Below are 19008 nucleotides of genomic sequence, written 5' to 3'. Positions count from 1 at the left end.
ATGGCCGAAGAGCGGGAAGAGCTCACCTGGGAGTTGTTCGGCTCGGCCAGCAGGGAGCTGGCCGAGGAGGTGGCGGCGGACGGGTTCGCGCCCGACCTCATCCTGTCCATCGCGCGCGGCGGCCTCTTCGTCGCCGGCGCGCTCGGCTACGCGCTGGACGTGAAGAACCTGCACGTGATGAACGTCGAGTTCTACACCGGCATCGACCAGCGCCTCGATCTGCCGGTGATGCTGCCGCCGGTGCCCAACGTCGTGGACCTCACGCGCAAGAAGGTGCTCGTCACCGACGACGTGGCCGACACCGGCGCCACGCTCAAGCTGGTCCGCGACTTCTGCGCCGACCACGTGGCCGACGTCCGGTGCGCGGTGATCTACGAGAAGCCGGCTTCGACGGTGAAGGCCGAGTACGTGTGGCGCCGGACCGACCGGTGGATCAACTTCCCGTGGTCGGTGCTGCCGCCCGTGGTCAAGCGCGAGGGCCAGGTGCTCGACGCATGACCGATCCGCTGAAGCCGTTGCTGGCGCTCGAAGGCGTCGCGGCGGCGGCGAAGTCCGCGCAGGACGCGGTGTTCGCCGTCCACCGGCTGCCCGCGAACCTGCGCGGCGGCGCGGAAACGGCGGCCGAGGCGTCGGTCCGGGCGGCGCGCGCGTCGGCCGGCATCGACGGCGCGAACCCCGAGCTGCCCACCGACGGCGCGGTGCAGGACCCGCTGCTGGCCGGCTCCCTGCGCGTCGCCGAGTCGCTGGAAGCGCTGCTGCCGACGTGGCGGCGGGCGCCGTTGCAGGCGTTGGCTCGCATGCACGTCCTCGCCGCTTCGGACCTGGTCGACGATCCCGACGCGCTGGGCCGACCGCGCGTCGGCGGCTCACGGCTGGAGCTGCTGGCCCAGCTCGTCACCGGCGCGACGACGGTGCCCGGGCCGGTCCTCACGGCCGTGGTGCACGGGGAATTGCTTGCGCTGCAACCGTTCGGCTCCGCGGACGGGGTGGTCGCCCGCGCGGCGGCCCGGCTGTCGATGATCGCGACCGGCCTCGATCCGAAGGCGCTGACCGTGCCCGAGGTGGCGTTCTTCCGGCGGGTGCCGAGGTACGTCGAGCTGGCCGCCGGATTCGCCACCGGCAGCCCGGACGGCGTGCGCGAGTGGCTGCTGTTCTGTTGCGAGGCCTTCGAAACCGGGGCCAGTGAAGCCCGCAGCATTTCTTCGGCGGCCGGGTGATCACGGCTTGACCGGTTCCGCGGGCGTGGTGGTGCCCAGCCGCGCGGACCATTTCTCCTCGATCCGGCCGAACCGCCAGACCGCCAGCGCCAGCAGCCAGGTCACCACGAACAGGCCGATGATGGCGAAGCCGACGTAGTCCAGGTTCACCGCGGCGATCGCGGCGAGCGGGCCGTGGGTGATGTCGAGCTTCTCCGCCAGGATCGAGACCAGCTCGACGGTCCCGATCACCAGCGCGACGGCGACGGACAGCGCCGTCACCGTGATGTTGTAGTAGATCTTGCGGATCGGCCGCGCGAACGCCCAGCCGTAGGCGAAGTTCATGAACACCCCGTCGGCGGCGTCGAACAGGCTCATCCCGGCGGCGAACAGGATCGGCAGCACGAGAATCGCGTACCAGGGCAGCGCGAACGCCGCCGCGCCCGCCGCGAGCACGAGCAGCCCGATCTCGGTGGCCGTGTCGAAGCCGAGCCCGAACAGCAGGCCCACGGGGTAGATGTGCCACGGCTTGCGCACGGCCTTCGTCGCGCCGCGCAGCAAGCGGTTCATGAAGCCGCGGTTGTCGAGCTGGCGCTCAAGCGCGGCTTCGTCCAGCTCGCCGCGCCGCATCTTCGCGAAGACGCGGATGATCCCGATCAGCACCACCAGGTTCATGATCGCGATGAGGTAAAGGAAAACCCCCGAAACGGACGTGCCGATCAGGCCGGTCGTCTCGTGCAGCGTCGACGAGTCGTCCTCCAGCTGGCCGGCGAGCGCGCGCACGCCCAGTGAAAGCAGCAGGCACAGCGCGAACACGATCGTCGAATGGCCGAGCGAGAACCAGAACCCGACCGACAGCGGGCGCTGGCCGTCGGACATCAGCTTGCGGGTGGTGTTGTCGATGGCGGCGATGTGGTCGGCGTCGAACGCGTGCCGCATGCCGAGCGTGAACGCCGTGACACCGAGCCCGATCCCGAACGCGCCGGACGCCCCCAGCGCGTAATGCTGCGGCGCCACGACCAGCACGAGCAAGCCCCAGCCGACCAGGTTCAACAGCAGGACAACCCCGGCCATCCCGGCGATCGACGCCCATTCCGCCCGGGACAGACCCGGCCGTGCGCCGGTCTCTGACTCGTCCATCGCCGCTCACGCCTCTCGCCGACAACACCTGAGAGGTTAGGCAGGTGAACAGATGAACCGCAATAGTGCCCACTACCGTGAAGGCCTCCTTACCGGCGTTGGGACGCGGTGAAGGAGGCCTTCGACGGCAACGGTCAGCCGGCTCGCAGCCGGAGGGTGTCCAGTGCCTTGCGGACGTGCCCGCCGTTGGCTTCCAGCGCCTCGGCGGCGCGGCCGACGTCGGAGCCCGACAGCAGGTGCACCAGCGCGGTCTTGAGGTCGCCGCCCGCCTCGGTCAGCGCGTCCGAGCAGTCGGCCATGGTCATGCCGGTGGCCTCCTGCAGGATGCGGATCGTGCGGCCGCGCAGCTTCGCGTTGGTGGCGCGCATGCTGACCATCAGGTTCGAGTAGGTCTTGCCCAGCTTGATCATGGTCGCCGTGGAGAAGGCGGTGAGGATCAGCTTCTGCGCGGTGCCGGCCTTCATCCGCGTGGAGCCCGCGATCACCTCGGCACCGGTGGCCACGGCGATCAGCACGTCGACCCCGGCCGGCTTGGCCGCGCTCGGGTTGGCCGAGACCAGCCCGGTGTGCGCGCCGGCGCGGCTGGACGCCTGCAGCGCGCCGAGGACGAACGGCGTGCGCCCGGACGCCGCCAGGCCGAGCACGAAGTCGCCGGGGCGGACGACCGCGGCCAGCTCGGCCGCGCCCGCCTCGTCGTCGTCCTCCGCGTTCTCCACGGCCTGGCGAAGGGCCTTCTCGCCGCCCGCGTGGTGCGCGACGAACCAGTCCGGCGGCACGTTGAACGTCGGCACCAGCTCGGCCGCGTCCAGGGTGGCCAGCCGGCCGGACGTGCCGGCCCCGACGTAGTGCACCCGCCCGCCGCCGTGCAGGGCTTCCACCGCGTAGTCCACCGCGCGCGCCAGCTGCGGCAGCACCGCGGCCACCGCGTCGGGCACCCGGCGGTCCTCGGCGTTGATGGCGCCGAGGATCCCCATCGTGGACATCAGGTCGATGTCCGTGGTGCGGGGATTCCGCTGTTCGGTCGGCGAATCGACGTGCACCGCCTGGCAGGGGACGGACATCATGCGCCTCACTTCTCGGTTCACTTACCGGTTTCCCGCGGACGGCGGCGACCGTCGGGCCTGACCCCGAGCCGGTGCGAGCCGACCGCGTCCCTCGTCGCGTCCAGCGCGCTGACCGAGGCGTCCATGTGCCGCTGGGCGACACCGATGAACAGGCAGTCGATGACGGTGAGCTGGGCGATCCGGCTCGCGGTGGCCCCGGAGCGGAACGTGGTCTCACGCGCCGCCGTGGTCAGCACGTGGTCGGCGACCTCGGTGATCGGGGAGCGCGGGAAGTTCGTCACCGCGACGGTGACGGCGCCGTGCTCGCGCGCGACCCGCAGCGCCTCGACGGTGTCGGTGGTCGCGCCGGTGTGCGAGACGCCGATCGCGACGTCGCCGGGGCTCAGCACCGCCGCCGAGGTCAGCATGATGTGCGTGTCGGACCACGCGAAGCAGACGCGGCCGATGCGGTGCAGCTTCTGCTGCAGGTCCGCGGCGACGAACGCGCTCGCGCCCACGCCGTACACGTCCACGCGGCCGGCGCCCGCGACGAGGTCGATGACCTGCTGCATGGTCGCCACGTCGAGCTGCTCGGCGGTCTCCTCGACCGCGCGCGCGTCGGCGAAGCTGACCTTGCCGATCACGGCGGCCAGGTCGTCCTCCGGGCCGATCTCGCCGCCGAGGTTGCGCGTGGTGCGCGCCTCGGTGCGGGCGGTGTCCGCGGCCAGCGCGATGCGCAGCTGCGGGTAGCCGCCGACGCCGACCGCCTTGCAGAAGCGCGTCACCGTGGTCTCGCTGGTGCTGGCCGACAGCGCGACCTCGGTGATGCTGCGTCTGGCCACCGAGGCCGGGTTTTCCAGCACGACCTTCGCGACCCGTTGCTCGGCTCGCGCGAGACCCGGCAGCAGCGACCGGATGCGGACCAGCGGGCTCGAGTCCGCGTCACGCACAGTCGCCTGAGCTGCGATGTGCTCGGACGGTGCCGTGATGACTACAGATTCGGCATCGTCCACCGTCGGAAAGTTACTAACCGTTGGCATTTGTGACAAGGCTACCCACATCCTTCGGCAGGATCGCAACCCGTCCGTGTCTGCGGACTTCGATTTGCGATTAATCGTTGTCCAGAAAGTCGCTAACCAGGTCGAGGTTGTTAACGAGGTCAAGCTAACGACTTGGCAACTTAGTGTCGCTGCGTCCGGGTGGGTGCGCCGCTGAGCGGGCTTCGGTTGTGGGCTCCTGGTGACCGGTCGGTCACCGACCGGTCAAAATCCAGCCGGAAGCGGTCAGCGCCGACGGATTCCGCTCACCATCGAGTACCGTCCGGCCGCGTTCGGTGACTTTCACACCGTCGAGGGAAACTCCGCGGCCGGTGTAATTCGGATCGGTGCTGTAACGCCAGCGCAGGGTCGTAACGCCCGTCGCCGGCACCTCGGCCGTGACGCGCCACCAGGCGCGGTGCCCGTGCCCGGAGAGCGACGTCACATCCCCGGCCGGTGCGCCCGGCCCGCTGGCCCGGAGCGCGACCGGTTGCCAATAAACCCCGTCGGTGGTCGATTCCAGCTGTAATGGATCAGTTGGCCCCTCGGTGTCCACGAAGGCAGAGAAGGACACCTGAAGCGGCCCGCCGGCTCGTGGCGTCAGAGGCTGTGTACTCAGCGTCGCCGTGCTGCTGTTGCCGAGGCCCGCGTACCACGCGTCGCGGCCTTCGACGGGCTTCACGGCCATGGCCTTCGCCAGCGACGTCGCCCAGACCTGGCGCGCGGTGTTGATGGAGCCCCAGTTGCGCGTCGGGTGCACGCGGTTGGTGAGCAGCAGCGCGAACGAGCGCGACTCGGGATCGATCACCAGCGTCGTCCCGGTGAACCCGGTGTGGCCCGCGGTGACCGGCGAGGAGAGCGCGCCCATGTACCAGGGCTGGTCCAGCTCGAAGCCGAGGCCGTGGGAGTCGTCGGGGAACTTCTGGTTGTAGTTCGTCAGCATCTGCTCGACCGTGTCCGGCCGGAGGATGCGGTGGCCGCGGTAGGCACCGCCGTTGAGGATGGCCTGGCTGAGCACGGCCATGTCGCTCGCCGTGGAGAAGACGCCCGCGTGGCCGGCGACGCCGCCGAGGGACCACGCGTTCTCGTCGTGCACCTGGCCGCGCACGAGGCCGCGCGGCGGGCTCGACTCGTACTCGGTGGCGGCGATCCGGTTCAGCTTCGACGCGGGCGGGTTGTACCCCGTGTCGACCATGCCCAGCGGCGCCGTGATCCGGTCGTGGACCACCTTGTCCAGCGGTTCGCCGGTGAGCTTCTCGACCAGGAAGCCGAGGTTGAGCATGTTCAGGTCGGAGTACAGGTAGGTGGTGCCCGGCGCGTTCTTCAGCGGGCTGTCCAGCACGGCCTTGCGGCGCGACGGGATGTCGGGGTAGCCCTGCCACAGCGACGGCACGGGGTCGGCGTCGAAGCCGGACGTGTGCGTCAGCAGCTGCTCGACGGTCACCGCCCCCTTGCCGTTCACCGCGAACTCGGGCAGGTACCGCGCGACCGGCGCGTTGACGTCGACCTCGCCCTGCTCGACCAGCTGCAGCGCGGCGATCGAGGTGAACAGCTTCGAGATCGACGCCATGTCGAAGATCGTGTCGTCGCGCATCGGGACCTGCTGGCCCGGCGGCAGTTCGGTGCCGTTCGCGTCGGCGTAGCGCAGGGCCCCGCCGACGGCGTACCGGTCCACGACCACGCCGTCGTGCGCGAGCAGGCCCACGGCTCCGGAGAAGTGCGGGTGCCCGGTGGCGTCCGGCTTGGTCCAGTCCGAAAGGAACTGCTCGGCGTCGCGGATCGGCTGGTCGGTGAGGCCGACGTCGGACGGCCGTCCCTCGCGCAGCGTCGTGGTGGGCGAGGCGAACCCGTGGCGCGGCCGGTCGAAGCGCCCGGCCAGCGGATCGTGGCTGTCGGTGGTGATGGCGGCGGCTCCTGCACTGGTCAGCGTCGCGGCCGCGACCAGGGCGCCGAGGGTCGCGACGAGCACTTTCCTAGCACGCATGGCGGTCTCCTCAGCGGTAGATCAGGTAACGACGGCGGGTCCGGTCGAACCCGGCCAGCTCGGCGCGCCAGGCGCCGGTGATCTCCTCGACGCCCGCGCCCGCGTCGACCATGGTCCGCAGCCGGTCGGAGCCGGACAGCTTGTCGATGGCGAGGTCGGGCCGCCAGCCGAACTGCTTCGGCGCGACCTGCTTGGCGGTGACGAACATGGTCACGGCGGTGCGGATCGCGTCGAACGACCGCGGGTCGGTGACCGTGAGCTGGACGCCGCCGCAGGTCTCGTTCACGAACTTGCCGAACGTGGGCACGAAGTAGGTCTCGCGGAACGCGGCGCCGGGCAGGTGCTGCTCCTCGAGCGCGTCGCGCCAGTGCCAGTCGACGTCGGGCGCGCCGACGATCTCGAACGGGCGCGTGGTGCCGCGGCCCTCGGTGAACAGGGTGCCTTCGAACATCCCGGTGCCGGGGTAGACGAGGGCGGTGTCCGGCGTCGGCATGTTCGGGCTCGGCATGACCCAGCGCTGGCCCGTGCCGGCGAAGAAAATGTCGCGCCGCCACCCGCGCACCTGCACGACTTCGAGGTGGTCGAGCCGGACTCCCTCGCCGGGCAGGAACTCGGCGGCGAAGAAGCGGGCCAGCTCGCCGACCGTCATCCCGTGCTGCTGGGCGATCGGCTTGAGGCCGACGCCGGACGCGAACTTCGGGTCGAGCACCGGGCCTGCCAGCCGTCCGCCGATCGGGTTCGGCCGGTCCAGCACGACAAACGCCGCGCCGACCTTCGCCGCCGCGACCATCGCGGTGTAGAGCGACCAGATGTAGGTGTAGAAACGCGCGCCGACGTCGGCGATGTCGAAGACGACGGTGTCGAGACCGGCCTTCGTGAACAGCGTCGCGAGCTTCGCAGGGTTGGCGCCGTACGCGTCGTACACCGGGATGCCCGTGCGAGGGTCGGTGTAGTCGCCCTCGGAGCCGCCGGCCTGCGCGCTGCCGCGGAAGCCGTGCTCTGGTCCGAAGGCCGCCACGGGGCGCACGCCCGCGGCGACCATCGAATCGACGATGTGGTCGCCGTTCGCGAGCACGCCCGTCGGGTTGGACAGCACGCCGAGCTTGCGTCCGGCGAGTGGTCGCCAGGCTTGCGCTGCCAGCTGTTCGGCGCCGGTGAGCACGTGTGCGTCTTGCGGTTGGGCCGGTGGCTGGGCTTGGGCGACGGCCGAACCGCCCGCGAGAACGGGCACGGCCAGCGCCGGGACGGCCAGGAAGCGCCTGCGGTTGATGGTCACCAGGTCAGCCCATGTCCGAAGGGGTACTTGACGGTCTGCACGTCGGCGCCCGCCGGAACGTCCACCGGCAGCTTCCCGGCCGGCTTCGTCTCGCCGAGAATCACCTTGGCGAGCGCTTCCAGTGACGGTCCGATATAGCCGTAGGTGGCCAGCCAGGTCGGCACCGGGTTGGCGTAACCGGCGTCGTACGGGATCTGCGCGGCGACCGCGACCACGGGCTTGCCGGTGTCCATCAGGGCCTGCAAGAGCTTGTTCTGCAAGGGAAAACCGCCGAGGTTGTTGGTCAGCACCACCACCAGGTCGGTGCTCTTCGCGGCCGTGGCGGCCTGCGTGATGAGCTCGTCGGACGGCGTCTGCCCGGTCTGGAGCGCGGAGGCTCGGGTGCCGTGCGCGGTCAGCTTGTCGGCGAGCGTCTGGGTGCTGGCCACGCCCCAGCCGGTGACGAGCGCGGTCGCGGGCTTCTGCTTGAGCGGCAGCAAGCCGGCGTCGTTGGCGATCGCGGTGACGGAGCGGTCGGCGATGGCCTGCGCGGTGGCGAGGTGGGCGGGTGTGCCGACCTTCCGCGGGACCTGCGCCGGGTTGGTGAACGGCGCGTAGAGGATCCCGCGCTTGAGCTTCAGCTTGAGCACGCGCAGCACGCTCTGGTCGATCCGCTCCATCGGCAGGTCACCGGACTTGACGGCGGCCAGCACGGCGTTGATCGCGACGTCCAGGTGCACCGGCATCAGCAGCTGGTCGATGCCCGCCTTCAGGGCCAGGACCGGGATTTCGGCGTCACTGTGCAGCTCGCGGACACCCTGCATCTCCAGCGAGTCGGTGATCACCACGCCGTTGTAGCCGAGCTCGTTCCGGAGCTTGCCGGTGATGATCGGCTTCGACAGCGTCGCGGGCTCGCCGGACGGGTCGAGGCTCGGGAACTGGATGTGCGCGCTCATGATCGAGTCGATGCCCGCAGCGATGGCGGCCTTGAACGGCGGCACGTCGATCGCGCGCCACTGCTCCTCGGTGCGGTCGATGCGCGGCAGCCCGGTGTGGCTGTCGGTGGCGGCGTCGCCGTGGCCGGGGAAGTGCTTCGCGGTGGACGAAACGGTGGCCGACGGCAGGCCCGACTCCTGGTAGCCCTTCACCTCGGCGGTCACGAACTGGCTCGCCAGGCCCGGCTGCCCGGCGAACGAGCGGACGCCGATCACCGGGTTGGCCGGGTTGGAGTTGACGTCGGAGTCGGGCGCGAAGTCCTGGTTGATGCCGACCGCGCGCAGCTCGTGGCCGATGATCGTGGCGGCCTGGTTCGCACTGTCGGTGCTGCGGCCGGCGGCGATCGCCATCGAGTTGGGGAACTCGGTGGCCGGCGCGCCCATCCGGGTGACGGTGCCGCCCTCCTGATCGGTGCCGATCTGCAGCGGGATGTGCGCCCCGCTGGTCACGGCGGCCTGCTGGAGCCCGTTGGAGAGCTTCGCGACCTGCGTGGGGCTGTCGAAGTTGTCGCGGCTGTCGTTGTTGAAGTAAATGACCCCGCCGAGGTGGTATTTCGCGACCGCCTGCGCCGCGGTGTCGACGCCGAAGTCGGCCTGGTTCTTGGGATTGACCTCGTCGGCGGACTTGCCGTTGACCCAGGTGACGAACAGCTGGCCGACTTTTTCCTCAAGGCTCAGCCCGCGCAACGCCTGGTTCGCAGCGGCGTCGAGCTGGGCGTCGGCACTCATCGGCTGCGGTGGGGTCGTGCCGGACGCAGCGCCGACACCGCCGAACGCAAGCAGGCCGGCGAGGGGTACGGCGAGCGCATGAATCCTCCGCGGGCGCGGGCGCGCGAGTCGGGTCGTCACGATGGGCCTCCCACTGTCGTGCGCCCTCGGGTGGTCAGAAGTCCACTCGGAGGCGCCGGTATCGGGAAGCTACTCACCGGACCCGGCGTTGTCCATCGGCCGAGCGCAGGAACTACCGCGCTGATCAGGGGTTCTTTTGTGGCCTGGCCTCACCCGGACCAGCGACCCCGGCCGTACGTCGCTGGCGGTTTCGCGGGACTGGCGGCCCGCCCGGACGTCGCTGGCGGCTTTGCGGTACTGGTGGCTTGGCCGGATGTCGCTGGGGGCTTCGTGGGACTGGCGGCCCGCCCGGGCGTCGCTGGGGGCTTCGTGGGACTGGCGGCCCGGCCGGACGCCGCTGGCGGTTTCGCCGGGGCTGGCGGCTTGGCCGGACGCCGTCGGCGGCTTTGCGGGGCTGGTGGCTTGGCCGGAAGCGGTGGTTGCTTCTCCGGCTCGCCCCGGGAAACCGGCCGGCTCGGCCCGAGAGCACGGGCGGTTCGGCCGCAGGCGTTGCCAATCTCGCCGTAACCCCGGCAGTTTTTACCCCCACACACTGGCGGCGCCCGTCGGCCGATGGCCAACGGGCGCCGCCTGCAAGCGCGAAACATCTCGGGCGACCAAGCGTGCAACTCTGGTCGTACCTTCATGGACTCGGCGTCCGGCGTCCCGGTACGCAGTCCCTAGACGACGAGCCTCCCGCGGCGTGCTGCGCGTGGGTACCCGGAGTCCGCGCACGGAGGTTTCCCGGGGTGACAGAGGCTTCTCTTCTACCTCTGTCCTGGCCGGCTCAACGTCCGCACCTTCTTTCTACGCCGTGAGCCCGGTCACTTCAAGTGCGCGGACGGGTGCACCGGTACAGAGGCTCGATCTAGTGACACGGGCACCCTGTGCGACGGATAATTGTTGGCTGGACAAGGAAAACTACCGTCCGGTACCGCCGGGTGGGTGCTCATTCCCGAGGTCCGCGGGACCGACGGCGACGGCTGAGGCTGTACCAGGTCGCCCCGGCCGCGACGGCGCCCACACCGAGCGCCACCATCCCCGCCGAGCGCGCCGGGATCCGGCTCCGCAGTGACATCGGGCGCTCGAACGCGAGGATCGGCCAGCCGCGGTCGGTTGCTTCCCGGCGCAGCAGCTTGTCGGGGTTCACCGCGTGCGGGTGCCCGACGACTTCGAGCAGCGGGACATCAGTGCTCGAGTCGGTATAGGCGTAACAATCGGAGAGGTTGTACCCGTACGTCGCGGCTTGCTGCTTCGCCGCGACAGCTTTGTTGTCGCCGTAACAGTAGAAGTCGACCTCGCCGGTGTAGCGGCCTTCGGCGATCTGCATGCGCGTGGCAACGCAGCGGGTGGCGCCGAGCATCGCCGCGACGGGCGCCGCCACCTCCTCGCCGGTGGCCGACAGGACCACCACGTCGTGGCCGTCGGCGAGGTGCTGCCCGATGAGCTCGGCGGCCTCCACGTAGACGAGCGGGTCGACGACGTCGTGCAGCGTCTCCCGCACGATCGCGGACACCTGCGCGACGTCCCAGCCCGCGCAGAGCGCCGAGACCTCGGCGCGCATCCGCTCGGTCTTGTCCGCGTCGGCGCCCGCGAGCGAGAAGACCAGTTGTGCGTACGCGCTACGCAATGCGGCGCGACGGTTGATGAGGCCTTCTCTGAGTAATGGTTTGCTGAACGCCAGCGCGCTGGAAGAAGCGATGATCGTCTTGTCGAGATCGAAGAACGCCGCGACGGCGCGCGGGGGAGCTTCGGGGCGGGATTCGCGCGGTGGTGCGCTGCTGGGTTCGGCCACGTGATCAGGATAGGAGAAGGGTCCGACAGGATCTTGCGTTGATCGAACACCGGCGCGCCCGCCCAGTGCGAAAATCCATGACAGGACAGTACTTCCGGCCTCGGATGCCGTTACCGAATCGTAGGTGTCGACTGGCACGCCAATCGGTGCCCGGCGGAGCTACAGTGGAGGAGCCCGGTGTCCAACCGGGCCCGGTTCAGTCCGACCCCCCGGGGCTGAAACCCTGGCGGCCCTCGTCCCTCCCCCCTGGCGAGGGCCGCCCTCTATTCCACTCCGGTTTCCGTTTCCGCGGTTCTGCACACCCGCGTTTTCCTTGTTTTCTGCCTTTTACGGTCTTCAACTCGGCCCAGTTTCTCCCTGGGTGACTGCGGCTCGGCTTCCTGGATCGGCTTGACGCATCCCATTTGCCGCCCAGCTCGGGCCAACACCCGGTGCCCTCTTGCCACGGTTGCTACAGCTGGGTCGCTGCCCGGCTCGGGCCAACGCGCCCGGGCCGCTGGCCTGCTGCGGCTGGTTTCCTGCTCAAGTCAATCTGCCCGGGTCGCTGGCCCGTCACAGTTGCTGTGGCTGGGTTGCCGTCTTGCCTGAGTCAACCTGCTCGGGTCGCTGGCCCGCCATGGCTGCTGCGGCTGGTTTGCCGTCCTGCTCAAGTCAATCTGCCCGGGTCGCTGGCCCGTCACAGTTGCTATGGCTGGGTTGCCGTCTTGCCTGAGCCAACCTGCCCGGGCCGCTGGCCTGCTGCGGCTGGTTTGTCGCCCTGCTCAAGTCAACCTGCCTGGGCCTGCCACCGGTTGCTGCGACCGGGTTGCCGCCTCACTCGGCCAACGCGGCCGGCACTGTCGCCCTGATCCGGCGCGCACTCGATCCGCTGCTCTGCCAGCGCTGGCGCAACCATGCTCGCTGCCCGTTCAGATCTCGACCCCTATTTTGGCCTCACTCAGCCAAGTTTCTTGTCCCACCGCCCAGCCCGGATCACTTCGTCCCCCGAGCCAGCCTGCCTGTACGACCGCCCCGCCGATGCCGTCAACCCCGATCCCCACCTGACCTGACCATGCCCTGCTTCGTCCTCTACTCCGCCTCCCTCGAATCCTTGCCGGAATCACCGCCCCATCCGGACTTTCGCGACCGTCTCGATCCAGTCCGGATTTCCACCCTCCCCAGGTTTCTGCCTCCGATTTCCGCTCCCGCGGGCCACCTGGGTCTCTCTCAGCGTCATTTCCTCGACGTTCGTGTGGTTTTTCCGCGGTATCAGCAGAATTCCGGGACGTCTTCCGCCGCCACCATGTCCGCGCCGGAATACCCGCGCCCCCCTGGGGCGAATTCTGCCGCATTCCTCCGACAGTTCGGCGTGCTGAATCGATTTCGTCGACCGGGTTGTCCACAGGACCCCGGTTATCCACAGGCGGGGCCGGAGGGCGTTGCGGCGGGCCCGGCGGTCCGGCGACGGTGGTGGTCCGGCCCACTACTCCCGGGGAGGGACCATGGCCACGGAACGTCCGCTTGTCGTCGCCACCGACGAGACGGTGCTCGACGAGATCCTGCGCGTGGCCGCGGCCGCAGGCTGTGAACTCGACCGCGAGCCCGATCTGCTGGCGGCCCGCGGCCGCTGGACCCGCGCACCGCTCGTGGTGCTGGACGAGGAGGCCGCGGCCGTCCGCGTCGGCCTGCCCCGCCGGGCCGGGGTGGTAATGGTGTGCAAGGGCACGCCGGGTGAGGAGACGTGGCGCCGAGCGTTCGCCGTCGGCGCCGACCAGGTCCTCCGCCTGCCCGACGACGAGGAGGGCCTGACGGTCGCTTTCGCCGACGTGGTCGACGGCCCACCCGGCTCACCAGGACCGGTGATCGCCGTGGTCGGCGGCCGTGGTGGTGCCGGCGCTTCAGTGCTGGCGGCCGCCGTCGCGCTCGAAGCCGCCCGCTCGTCACCTGCCCTCCTGGTCGACTGCGACCCGCTCGGCGGTGGCATGGACCTGCTGCTGGGCCTGGAGAAAGCGGAGGGTTTTCGCTGGCCTGAGGTGCGCCTGTCGGGCCGCGTCTCGATCCCGAGCCTCGTCGAGGCCCTGCCGTCCCGCGGTGCGCTTCCGGTGCTGTCCTGCGGACGCGAGGGCCCGGGCCCCACTCCGGACGCCTTGTCCGCTGTCGTGACCGCCGGCCGTCGCGCGGGACGGACCGTCGTCTGCGACCTTTCCCGCTCCCTGGACGAAGGCGCACTGGCGGTAAGCGCCGTCGCGGACCTGGTCGTCCTGCTCGTCCCGCAGGAGTTCCGCGCCTGTATGGCGGCGAAGCAGGTGCTCCGCCGCCTGTCCGCCCACACCGACCGTCTGGCGGTAGTCGCAAGTGGACGCTCGATCACCGGCGCGTCCCCGTCGAGCACCACCGCCCTCCTCGGCCCGCCCCTGCTGGCCACCCTCCCACCCGAACGCCGCCTGGCCGAGTCCCTGGAAACCGGCGAGTTCACCCTCCACTCCCGAGGCCCCCTGACCACCACGGCCCGCGCGATCCTCGCCGCCGCGCAGGACCACGCGACTCCAGCCCCACCCGGTTACGCCGCTGCGTGACCGCCGGGCCCGAGACGCCATCGAATCCCGTCCGGTCCTGTCACCTGTCCACCCGTCCCATCCGTCCACCCGTCGGCTCGTCCACCCCATCGGCCCCATCCACTTGTCTGCCTGTCCGCCATCCCGCCCCAGCCCCGCCCACCTGTCCGCCATCCCGCCCCAACCCCGCCCACCTGTCCGCCAACCTGACCGCGCGCACTCCACCCGCCCGAGCCCCGCCCGCGCGCTCTCCAACTCGCCCGAGCCCGCCCATCTGTCCGCGCGCACTCCAACCCGCCGAGCCCCGCCCGGGGCGCTCTCCAACCCGTCGCCCAAACCTCATGCTTGCCTTCCCGTCTGAGCCCTGCCCCGGTACTCGCCCTCCCGCCCAAGCCAGCCCGCGCCACCCCGCCGCTCACATCCCGGCGCCCGCCACCCCTGCCCGCCACCACCTCCACCCCGCAGCCACCAACCGACCTCCGGAGCCGTCGATGTCCTCACCCGCCCCCGTTCCCCTTATCCAGGCCGCACCGGAGCCCCACCACCCGTCGTCCACTTGCGACAGTCCCGCGAAATCGGTCGCCGCCCAGATTCGATTCGCAGCCGTCGCATGACGACCGACTTCGTCGAGCGGGTCCGCACTCGGCTGGCGGGTGACAGCCGTCCGGCTGATCCGGTTGCCGTCGCCGAGGCGGTGCGGGCGGAGGCCGGCGGTGCGCTCAGCCACGACGCCGTCCTGGACGCGGTCCGCCAGGCGCGCGACGAGTTCGTCGGCGCGGGCCCGCTCGCGCCGCTGCTCGAGGACCCGGCGGTCACCGATGTCCTCGTCACCGCGCCCGACCAGGTCTGGTCCGACGGACCCACGGGTCTCATCCGCACGCCGGTTCGTTTCGCCGACGAGGAGGCCGTCCGCCGGCTCGCGCAGCGGCTCGCGCTCGCCGCGGGCCGAAGGCTCGACGACGCCCAGCCTTACGTGGACGGCTGGCTCCCCGGCTCCGGCACGGGCGGTCGCATCCGCCTCCACGCGGTTCTGCCCCCGATCGCCGCGAACGGCACCTGCCTCTCCTTACGCGTTCTCCGCCCCGCGACACACGACCTCGACTCCCTCCGCGCACTCGGCGCTTTCGACGCGTCCGGGGTCCGCATCCTGCGCTCCGTCCTCTCGCGACGGCTGGCCTTCCTCGTCACGGGCGGCACCGGCGCCGGCAAGACGACCCTGCTCGGCGCGCTCCTGGGCGCGGTGTCCCCGTCGGAGCGCATCGTCTGTGTCGAGGACGCGGGTGAGCTGCGCCCGGGGCACCCGCAGTTCGTCAGCCTGGTCGCGCGACCGGCCAATGTGGAGGGTGCCGGTGCCGTCGAGCTACCCGAACTGGTCCGTCAGGCGCTGCGTATGCGCCCGGACCGCTTGGTCGTCGGCGAGGTCCGCGGCGCGGAGGTCTGCTCACTCCTGAACGCGCTCAACACCGGCCACGAAGGCGGCGCCTGCACCCTCCATGCCAATTCACCGGCCGAAGTCCCCGCCCGTCTCGAAGCGCTGGCCGCACTCGGCGGGCTGGGCCGCGAGGCGCTGCACAGCCAGCTTGCCGCCGCCGTCCGCGTTGTTCTGCACATGCGCCGCGCTGCCGGTGGACGCCGCAAGCTCGCCGAAGTGGCCGTCCTCCGCTCGGTCGAGGGCGAGGTCCAGATCGTTCCGGTCTGGCGCGCCGGCCGCTGGACGCTCGACCGTGCCCTCTTCCATGAGGAGAAGCCATGATCACCGCGTGGCCCCTGCTCTGTTTCGGCGTCGGGCTGCTCTGTTGGCCCGAGATCCCGGGCCGTCTGCAACCGCCGTCCCGGTTCCGCATCAACGCGCGTACGGTCCCGGCGTTGGCCCGTCGCTGGCGCTGGCTGTTGCCGACGCTCATCGCTCTCCCTCTCATTGGGATGGGAGGTGCCGTGGCCACGGTGCTGGTCACCATCGCGTTCCGCCAGGAATGGGGCAGTAGAAGGGAAACGGCCCGCGCGCTGGCCCGCGCGCAACGAACGTCGACCGTCCTCCGCACGATGGTCGCGGAGCTCCGCGCCGGCGCCCACCCCATCCACGCGGCCGAAGCGGCGGCCGACGCCGTCCCCGAGCTGGCCGGTGAACTACGCAACCTCACAACAGCCGCCCGCCTCGACGGCGCCCTCGAGTCGGCGGTGCTCCCAGAACTGGCCACGGCCTGGACCCTCGCCCGCCGCCACGGCCTCCCGATGGCCGACGTCTTGGACGCCGCTCGCCGAGACGTAGACGCGACAACGACTTTCGCCCGCCGCCTCCACGCGAAAATGGCCGGCCCGCGCATGAGCGCCACCGTGCTCACCGGGCTGCCGCCGCTCTGTCTGCTGCTGGGGCAAGCTATCGGCGCCGATCCGCTGAGGGTCCTGACACGAACTCTCCTGGGCCAGGGCTTCCTGATCGTCGGCGCGGCCCTCCTGTGGGCCGGCACGGCGTGGTCCCGCACCCTCACCACCCGAACGGCTCCGCGATGACCGCCCACACCACGTCACTCCGTTCCGCCTTCCTCACGGCCGACGGAGACACCAGCGCACCCCACGCCGAAGTCACCGCCGTGACGAATTGCCCACCGCGTCGTCGAGTCATCCCGATGCCGGCCGCTCAGGCTCCGCGACAACTCGCCTCCTACCCGGCCCACTCCACGCAACAGCCAGAAGCCGCCTGGTCGGGCATCTCGGCCACCAGCCGAGAGGCGGTGCCGGAATGACCTGGTCCGCCGGAGCGGCACTGGTGCTCGCCGCCGTCGCGCTCGTGATCTGGCCGAGCGCGGTCCGCCCGCGTCACTTGGCCCCGACGGCCGCGGCGAAACTGCGGTTGCCCAGCCCGCCCGTCATGCACCTCGCGACCGCCGTTGTCGCAGGCGTCTCGGCTGTGGTCGTCGCGGGTGTACCGGCCGGTGTGATCGTGGGCTTCGGTGGCTGGTGGGCGTTGCGTCGTTCCCGTCGCCGCAAGGATCCTGACGCCGACATCAGCGAACGGCTCCGGTCCGCGGCGACGCTGGACCTTCTCGCCGCTTGCCTGCGTACCGGCTTGCCTGTGCCTATCGCTCTCGATGCAGTCGGCCGGGGCGCTCCTCCCGACACGGCGAAGGCGCTCCACTCCACCGCGAGTCTGCTCGCGCTTGGCGCCGAGCCGGCGCAGGCCTGGGCGCCGACACGTGCGCGACCCGGTTTGGACGAGTTGGCCGTCGCCGCAACCCGCACCGCGCGGGCGGGCACCACGCTCGCCACGACCGCGGATGAGCTTGCCCGTCGCCTGCGCGATGGCCTCGGTGTCGAGGCCGAGGAGCGCGCGGAACGGGCGGGGGTCGCGCTGGCACTGCCCGTCGGCCTCTGTTTCCTGCCCGCGTTCTTCTGCCTCGGCGTGCTGCCCGTGGTGCTCGGCTTGGCCGAGCGAATCGGCAGCCTGCTATGAAAAATCCACAATGGACAGAAAGGATCCACGACGATGCACCTCCTCCGCGGAGACGAGGGGACGACCACGGCCGAGTACGCCATCGGCACGGTGGCGGCCGCGGCGTTCGCCCTTGCCCTCTACGCACTGCTGACCGGGGACTCGATCTCGACCGCGTTGTCGGGCTTGATCCAGCGGGCCCTGACGGTGGCCACCTGATGCCCGGCCGTCGCCGGGACGGCGGTTTCGTCACGGTCGAAGCCGCCATCTCGTTGGGGGCGCTCACGGCTGTGCTGGCGATGCTGATGGCAGGCATCGGCGCGTTGAGCGGGCACATCCGCTGCCTCGACGCCGCCCGCGAGGCGGCCCGGCTGACTGCCGCCGGCCAGCCGGGTGCCGCCGAAGCCGTGGTGCAGACGATCGCCCCGCACGGCGCGAAGCTGGCACTCCGCCGCTCCGGCGACGGCATCACGGCCGAAGTCACCACAGACGCCCTCGCCGGCTTCCTCCCGGGCATCCACCTAGGTGGCGCGGCCTTCGCCATCGCGGAACCGGGCACCGACCCCACCGACCAACCGGCGTCGGCGCCTTCCCCTGCAACGCAGTCAAGCCATGCACCCGCGATACCGCCCAGCGACGAAGAAGGTGGACCCACCTGATGCCCCGGCCCACCCAAACGACCCCGCGCCCTTCCCCGGCCACCCAAACGATGCCCTTCACCGCTTCGGCCGAAGCGGCGATATTGCTTGCCGCACTTGAGAAATCACGCCAATCGCACGAACCACCGAACACCACGCCGGCGCTACCACCCGCTGCACCAGACGACCGGAACAGACCGGCTGCCGTGCCGAATCCACGAGACGGGTCCAGCCCATGCGCCAAGCAGTTGAGGACGCAGGGCAACCGTTACGGCAGCGAGGCGAGGAGGCGGGCCAACCGATGCGGCGGCGAGGAGGAGAGGCGGGACAGCCCGATATTCCGCGGAAGTGAGGAGATGAGTCGGCTGGTGCGGCTGCGAAGCGGCGGGGTTGGCTGGTCCGCGCGGCAGGACCCTGAAGAGTTGGGAAAGCCGATGTTTCGGCGAGGTGAAGCGGCGAGTCGGCCGATACGCGGGAGAGATAAGGAGGTGGGGCGGCTGGTCCGCGGGAGAGATAAGAAAGCGGGCCAGCCAGTGTGGCAGGGCCGTGCCGGGGAAGTGGAGCAGCCGGTATTCCGGGGTGATGGAGGGGTGGCGACCGTCTGGACGGCGCTCGCGGTCGCCGGGCTCGTTTGGTTGGGGGCTGCCGCTTGCTGGCTCGGTGCGGCTGTCGCCGCGCGGCATCGGGTCGAGGCGGCGGCTGACCTCGGCGCGCTCGCCGCCGCAGCCCACGCCGCCGATGGTCCCGCCAAGGCCTGCGAACGTGCTCGGGAAGTGGCCGATCACCAGGGCGCCGAAGTCACCAACTGCCATTGGGACCAGCGCGACGCCCTGGTCGAGGTCCGCGCCACCCGCGCTCCCGTCCCCGGACTGCCACCACCTAAAGCGCGGGCCCGCGCCGGCCCTGTCGGTCTGCCCAGTTGACCAGTCCGGACCTTTCGCAGACCCGTCAGTCCGGTTGATCTCGGACCGGATCGGCCGGAACCGACGTGGCCAAAGCCCTTCTCACCAGGGCGATTCCAGACCAGGCGAGGCTGATCCGGTAGCCCGGTAGCCCGGTAGCCCGGTAGCCCGGTAGCCCGGTAGCCCGGTAGCCCGGTAGCCCGGTAGCCCGGTAGCCCGGTAGCCCGGTAG

At 70.7% G+C, this 19008-nt stretch carries 16 protein-coding genes; 9 read left to right on the top strand and 7 right to left on the bottom strand.

Annotated elements, in window-relative coordinates:
- Together BMY97_RS37220 and BMY97_RS37215 are read left to right on the top strand one after the other, a co-directional pair.
- Entirely contained in the window at window positions 1-498 is a 498-nt protein-coding gene (locus BMY97_RS37220) for a phosphoribosyltransferase (RefSeq protein WP_091627257.1), read from the top strand.
- Window positions 495-1217, top strand: a complete 723-nt coding sequence (locus BMY97_RS37215) for a Fic family protein (protein WP_091626925.1) — start codon at window positions 495-497, stop codon at window positions 1215-1217. Before BMY97_RS37220 ends, BMY97_RS37215 begins: the two co-directional genes overlap by 4 nt.
- On the opposite strand, the gene nicT is transcribed toward BMY97_RS37215, so the two are convergent.
- From nicT to BMY97_RS37180, 7 genes are all read right to left on the bottom strand, one after another.
- On the bottom strand, window positions 1218-2336 hold the full coding sequence (gene nicT / locus BMY97_RS37210; protein ID WP_091626922.1) for a Nickel transporter NicT: 1119 nt from the start codon (window positions 2334-2336) through the stop codon (window positions 1218-1220).
- 134 nt (window positions 2337-2470) lie between these two features.
- Complete coding sequence (murQ, locus tag BMY97_RS37205; RefSeq protein ID WP_091626920.1) at window positions 2471-3400, bottom strand: N-acetylmuramic acid 6-phosphate etherase; 930 nt, start codon at window positions 3398-3400, stop codon at window positions 2471-2473.
- Window positions 3401-3417: 17 nt separating this feature from the next.
- Window positions 3418-4329, bottom strand: coding sequence for a MurR/RpiR family transcriptional regulator (locus tag BMY97_RS37200; RefSeq protein ID WP_091626917.1), 912 nt, complete (start codon window positions 4327-4329; stop codon window positions 3418-3420).
- A gap of 301 nt (window positions 4330-4630) precedes the next feature.
- Window positions 4631-6400, bottom strand: a complete 1770-nt coding sequence (locus BMY97_RS37195) for a serine hydrolase domain-containing protein (protein WP_091626915.1) — start codon at window positions 6398-6400, stop codon at window positions 4631-4633.
- 10 nt (window positions 6401-6410) lie between these two features.
- Window positions 6411-7676, bottom strand: coding sequence for an exo-beta-N-acetylmuramidase NamZ family protein (locus BMY97_RS37190; RefSeq protein WP_091626912.1), 1266 nt, complete (start codon window positions 7674-7676; stop codon window positions 6411-6413).
- Window positions 7673-9499, bottom strand: coding sequence for a glycoside hydrolase family 3 protein (locus BMY97_RS37185; RefSeq protein WP_425425385.1), 1827 nt, complete (start codon window positions 9497-9499; stop codon window positions 7673-7675). Before BMY97_RS37185 ends, BMY97_RS37190 begins: the two co-directional genes overlap by 4 nt.
- 928 nt (window positions 9500-10427) lie before the next feature.
- Entirely contained in the window at window positions 10428-11273 is an 846-nt protein-coding gene (locus BMY97_RS37180) for an HAD family hydrolase (RefSeq protein ID WP_091626910.1), read from the bottom strand.
- A 1481-nt stretch (window positions 11274-12754) separates the two neighbouring features.
- On the opposite strand from BMY97_RS37180, the gene ssd reads away from it, so the two are divergent.
- The 7 genes from ssd (at window position 12755) to BMY97_RS37145 (ending at window position 18798) form a co-directional block, all read left to right on the top strand.
- Window positions 12755-13828, top strand: coding sequence for a septum site-determining protein Ssd (gene ssd / locus BMY97_RS37175; RefSeq protein ID WP_091626907.1), 1074 nt, complete (start codon window positions 12755-12757; stop codon window positions 13826-13828).
- Window positions 13829-14417: 589 nt separating this feature from the next.
- On the top strand, window positions 14418-15560 hold the full coding sequence (locus BMY97_RS37170; RefSeq protein WP_091626904.1) for a TadA family conjugal transfer-associated ATPase: 1143 nt from the start codon (window positions 14418-14420) through the stop codon (window positions 15558-15560).
- 182 nt (window positions 15561-15742) lie between these two features.
- The gene (locus BMY97_RS37165) at window positions 15743-16318 is read left to right on the top strand and encodes a type II secretion system F family protein (protein ID WP_342744074.1); all 576 of its coding nucleotides are present in this window, start codon (window positions 15743-15745) and stop codon (window positions 16316-16318) included.
- Between the two features lie 229 nt (window positions 16319-16547).
- On the top strand, window positions 16548-17258 hold the full coding sequence (locus BMY97_RS37160) for a type II secretion system F family protein (protein WP_218156965.1): 711 nt from the start codon (window positions 16548-16550) through the stop codon (window positions 17256-17258).
- Window positions 17259-17291: 33 nt separating this feature from the next.
- Complete coding sequence (locus BMY97_RS37155) at window positions 17292-17456, top strand: DUF4244 domain-containing protein (RefSeq protein ID WP_091626899.1); 165 nt, start codon at window positions 17292-17294, stop codon at window positions 17454-17456.
- Window positions 17456-17896, top strand: a complete 441-nt coding sequence (locus tag BMY97_RS37150; RefSeq protein ID WP_342744073.1) for a TadE family type IV pilus minor pilin — start codon at window positions 17456-17458, stop codon at window positions 17894-17896. Before BMY97_RS37155 ends, BMY97_RS37150 begins: the two co-directional genes overlap by 1 nt.
- Window positions 17897-18465: 569 nt before the next feature.
- Complete coding sequence (locus BMY97_RS37145; RefSeq protein WP_245787696.1) at window positions 18466-18798, top strand: Rv3654c family TadE-like protein; 333 nt, start codon at window positions 18466-18468, stop codon at window positions 18796-18798.
- The last annotated feature ends 210 nt before the right edge of the window (window positions 18799-19008 follow it).

The sequence above is a fragment of the Amycolatopsis saalfeldensis genome (assembly GCF_900110575.1).
GTDB classification, from domain to species: Bacteria; Actinomycetota; Actinomycetes; order Mycobacteriales; family Pseudonocardiaceae; genus Amycolatopsis; species Amycolatopsis saalfeldensis.
This window is presented reverse-complemented; position numbering and strand designations above follow the sequence as displayed.

Coding starts and splice junctions, on each gene's coding strand:
- nicT (WP_091626922.1), bottom strand. CDS start 2,336: ATGGACGAGTCAGAGACCGGCGCACGGCCGGGTCTGTCCCGGGCGGAA.
- ssd (WP_091626907.1), top strand. CDS start 12,755: ATGGCCACGGAACGTCCGCTTGTCGTCGCCACCGACGAGACGGTGCTC.
- BMY97_RS37195 (WP_091626915.1), bottom strand. CDS start 6,400: ATGCGTGCTAGGAAAGTGCTCGTCGCGACCCTCGGCGCCCTGGTCGCG.
- BMY97_RS37160 (WP_218156965.1), top strand. CDS start 16,548: ATGACCTGGTCCGCCGGAGCGGCACTGGTGCTCGCCGCCGTCGCGCTC.
- murQ (WP_091626920.1), bottom strand. CDS start 3,400: ATGATGTCCGTCCCCTGCCAGGCGGTGCACGTCGATTCGCCGACCGAA.
- BMY97_RS37155 (WP_091626899.1), top strand. CDS start 17,292: ATGCACCTCCTCCGCGGAGACGAGGGGACGACCACGGCCGAGTACGCC.
- BMY97_RS37215 (WP_091626925.1), top strand. CDS start 495: ATGACCGATCCGCTGAAGCCGTTGCTGGCGCTCGAAGGCGTCGCGGCG.
- BMY97_RS37150 (WP_342744073.1), top strand. CDS start 17,456: ATGCCCGGCCGTCGCCGGGACGGCGGTTTCGTCACGGTCGAAGCCGCC.
- BMY97_RS37170 (WP_091626904.1), top strand. CDS start 14,418: ATGACGACCGACTTCGTCGAGCGGGTCCGCACTCGGCTGGCGGGTGAC.
- BMY97_RS37220 (WP_091627257.1), top strand. CDS start 1: ATGGCCGAAGAGCGGGAAGAGCTCACCTGGGAGTTGTTCGGCTCGGCC.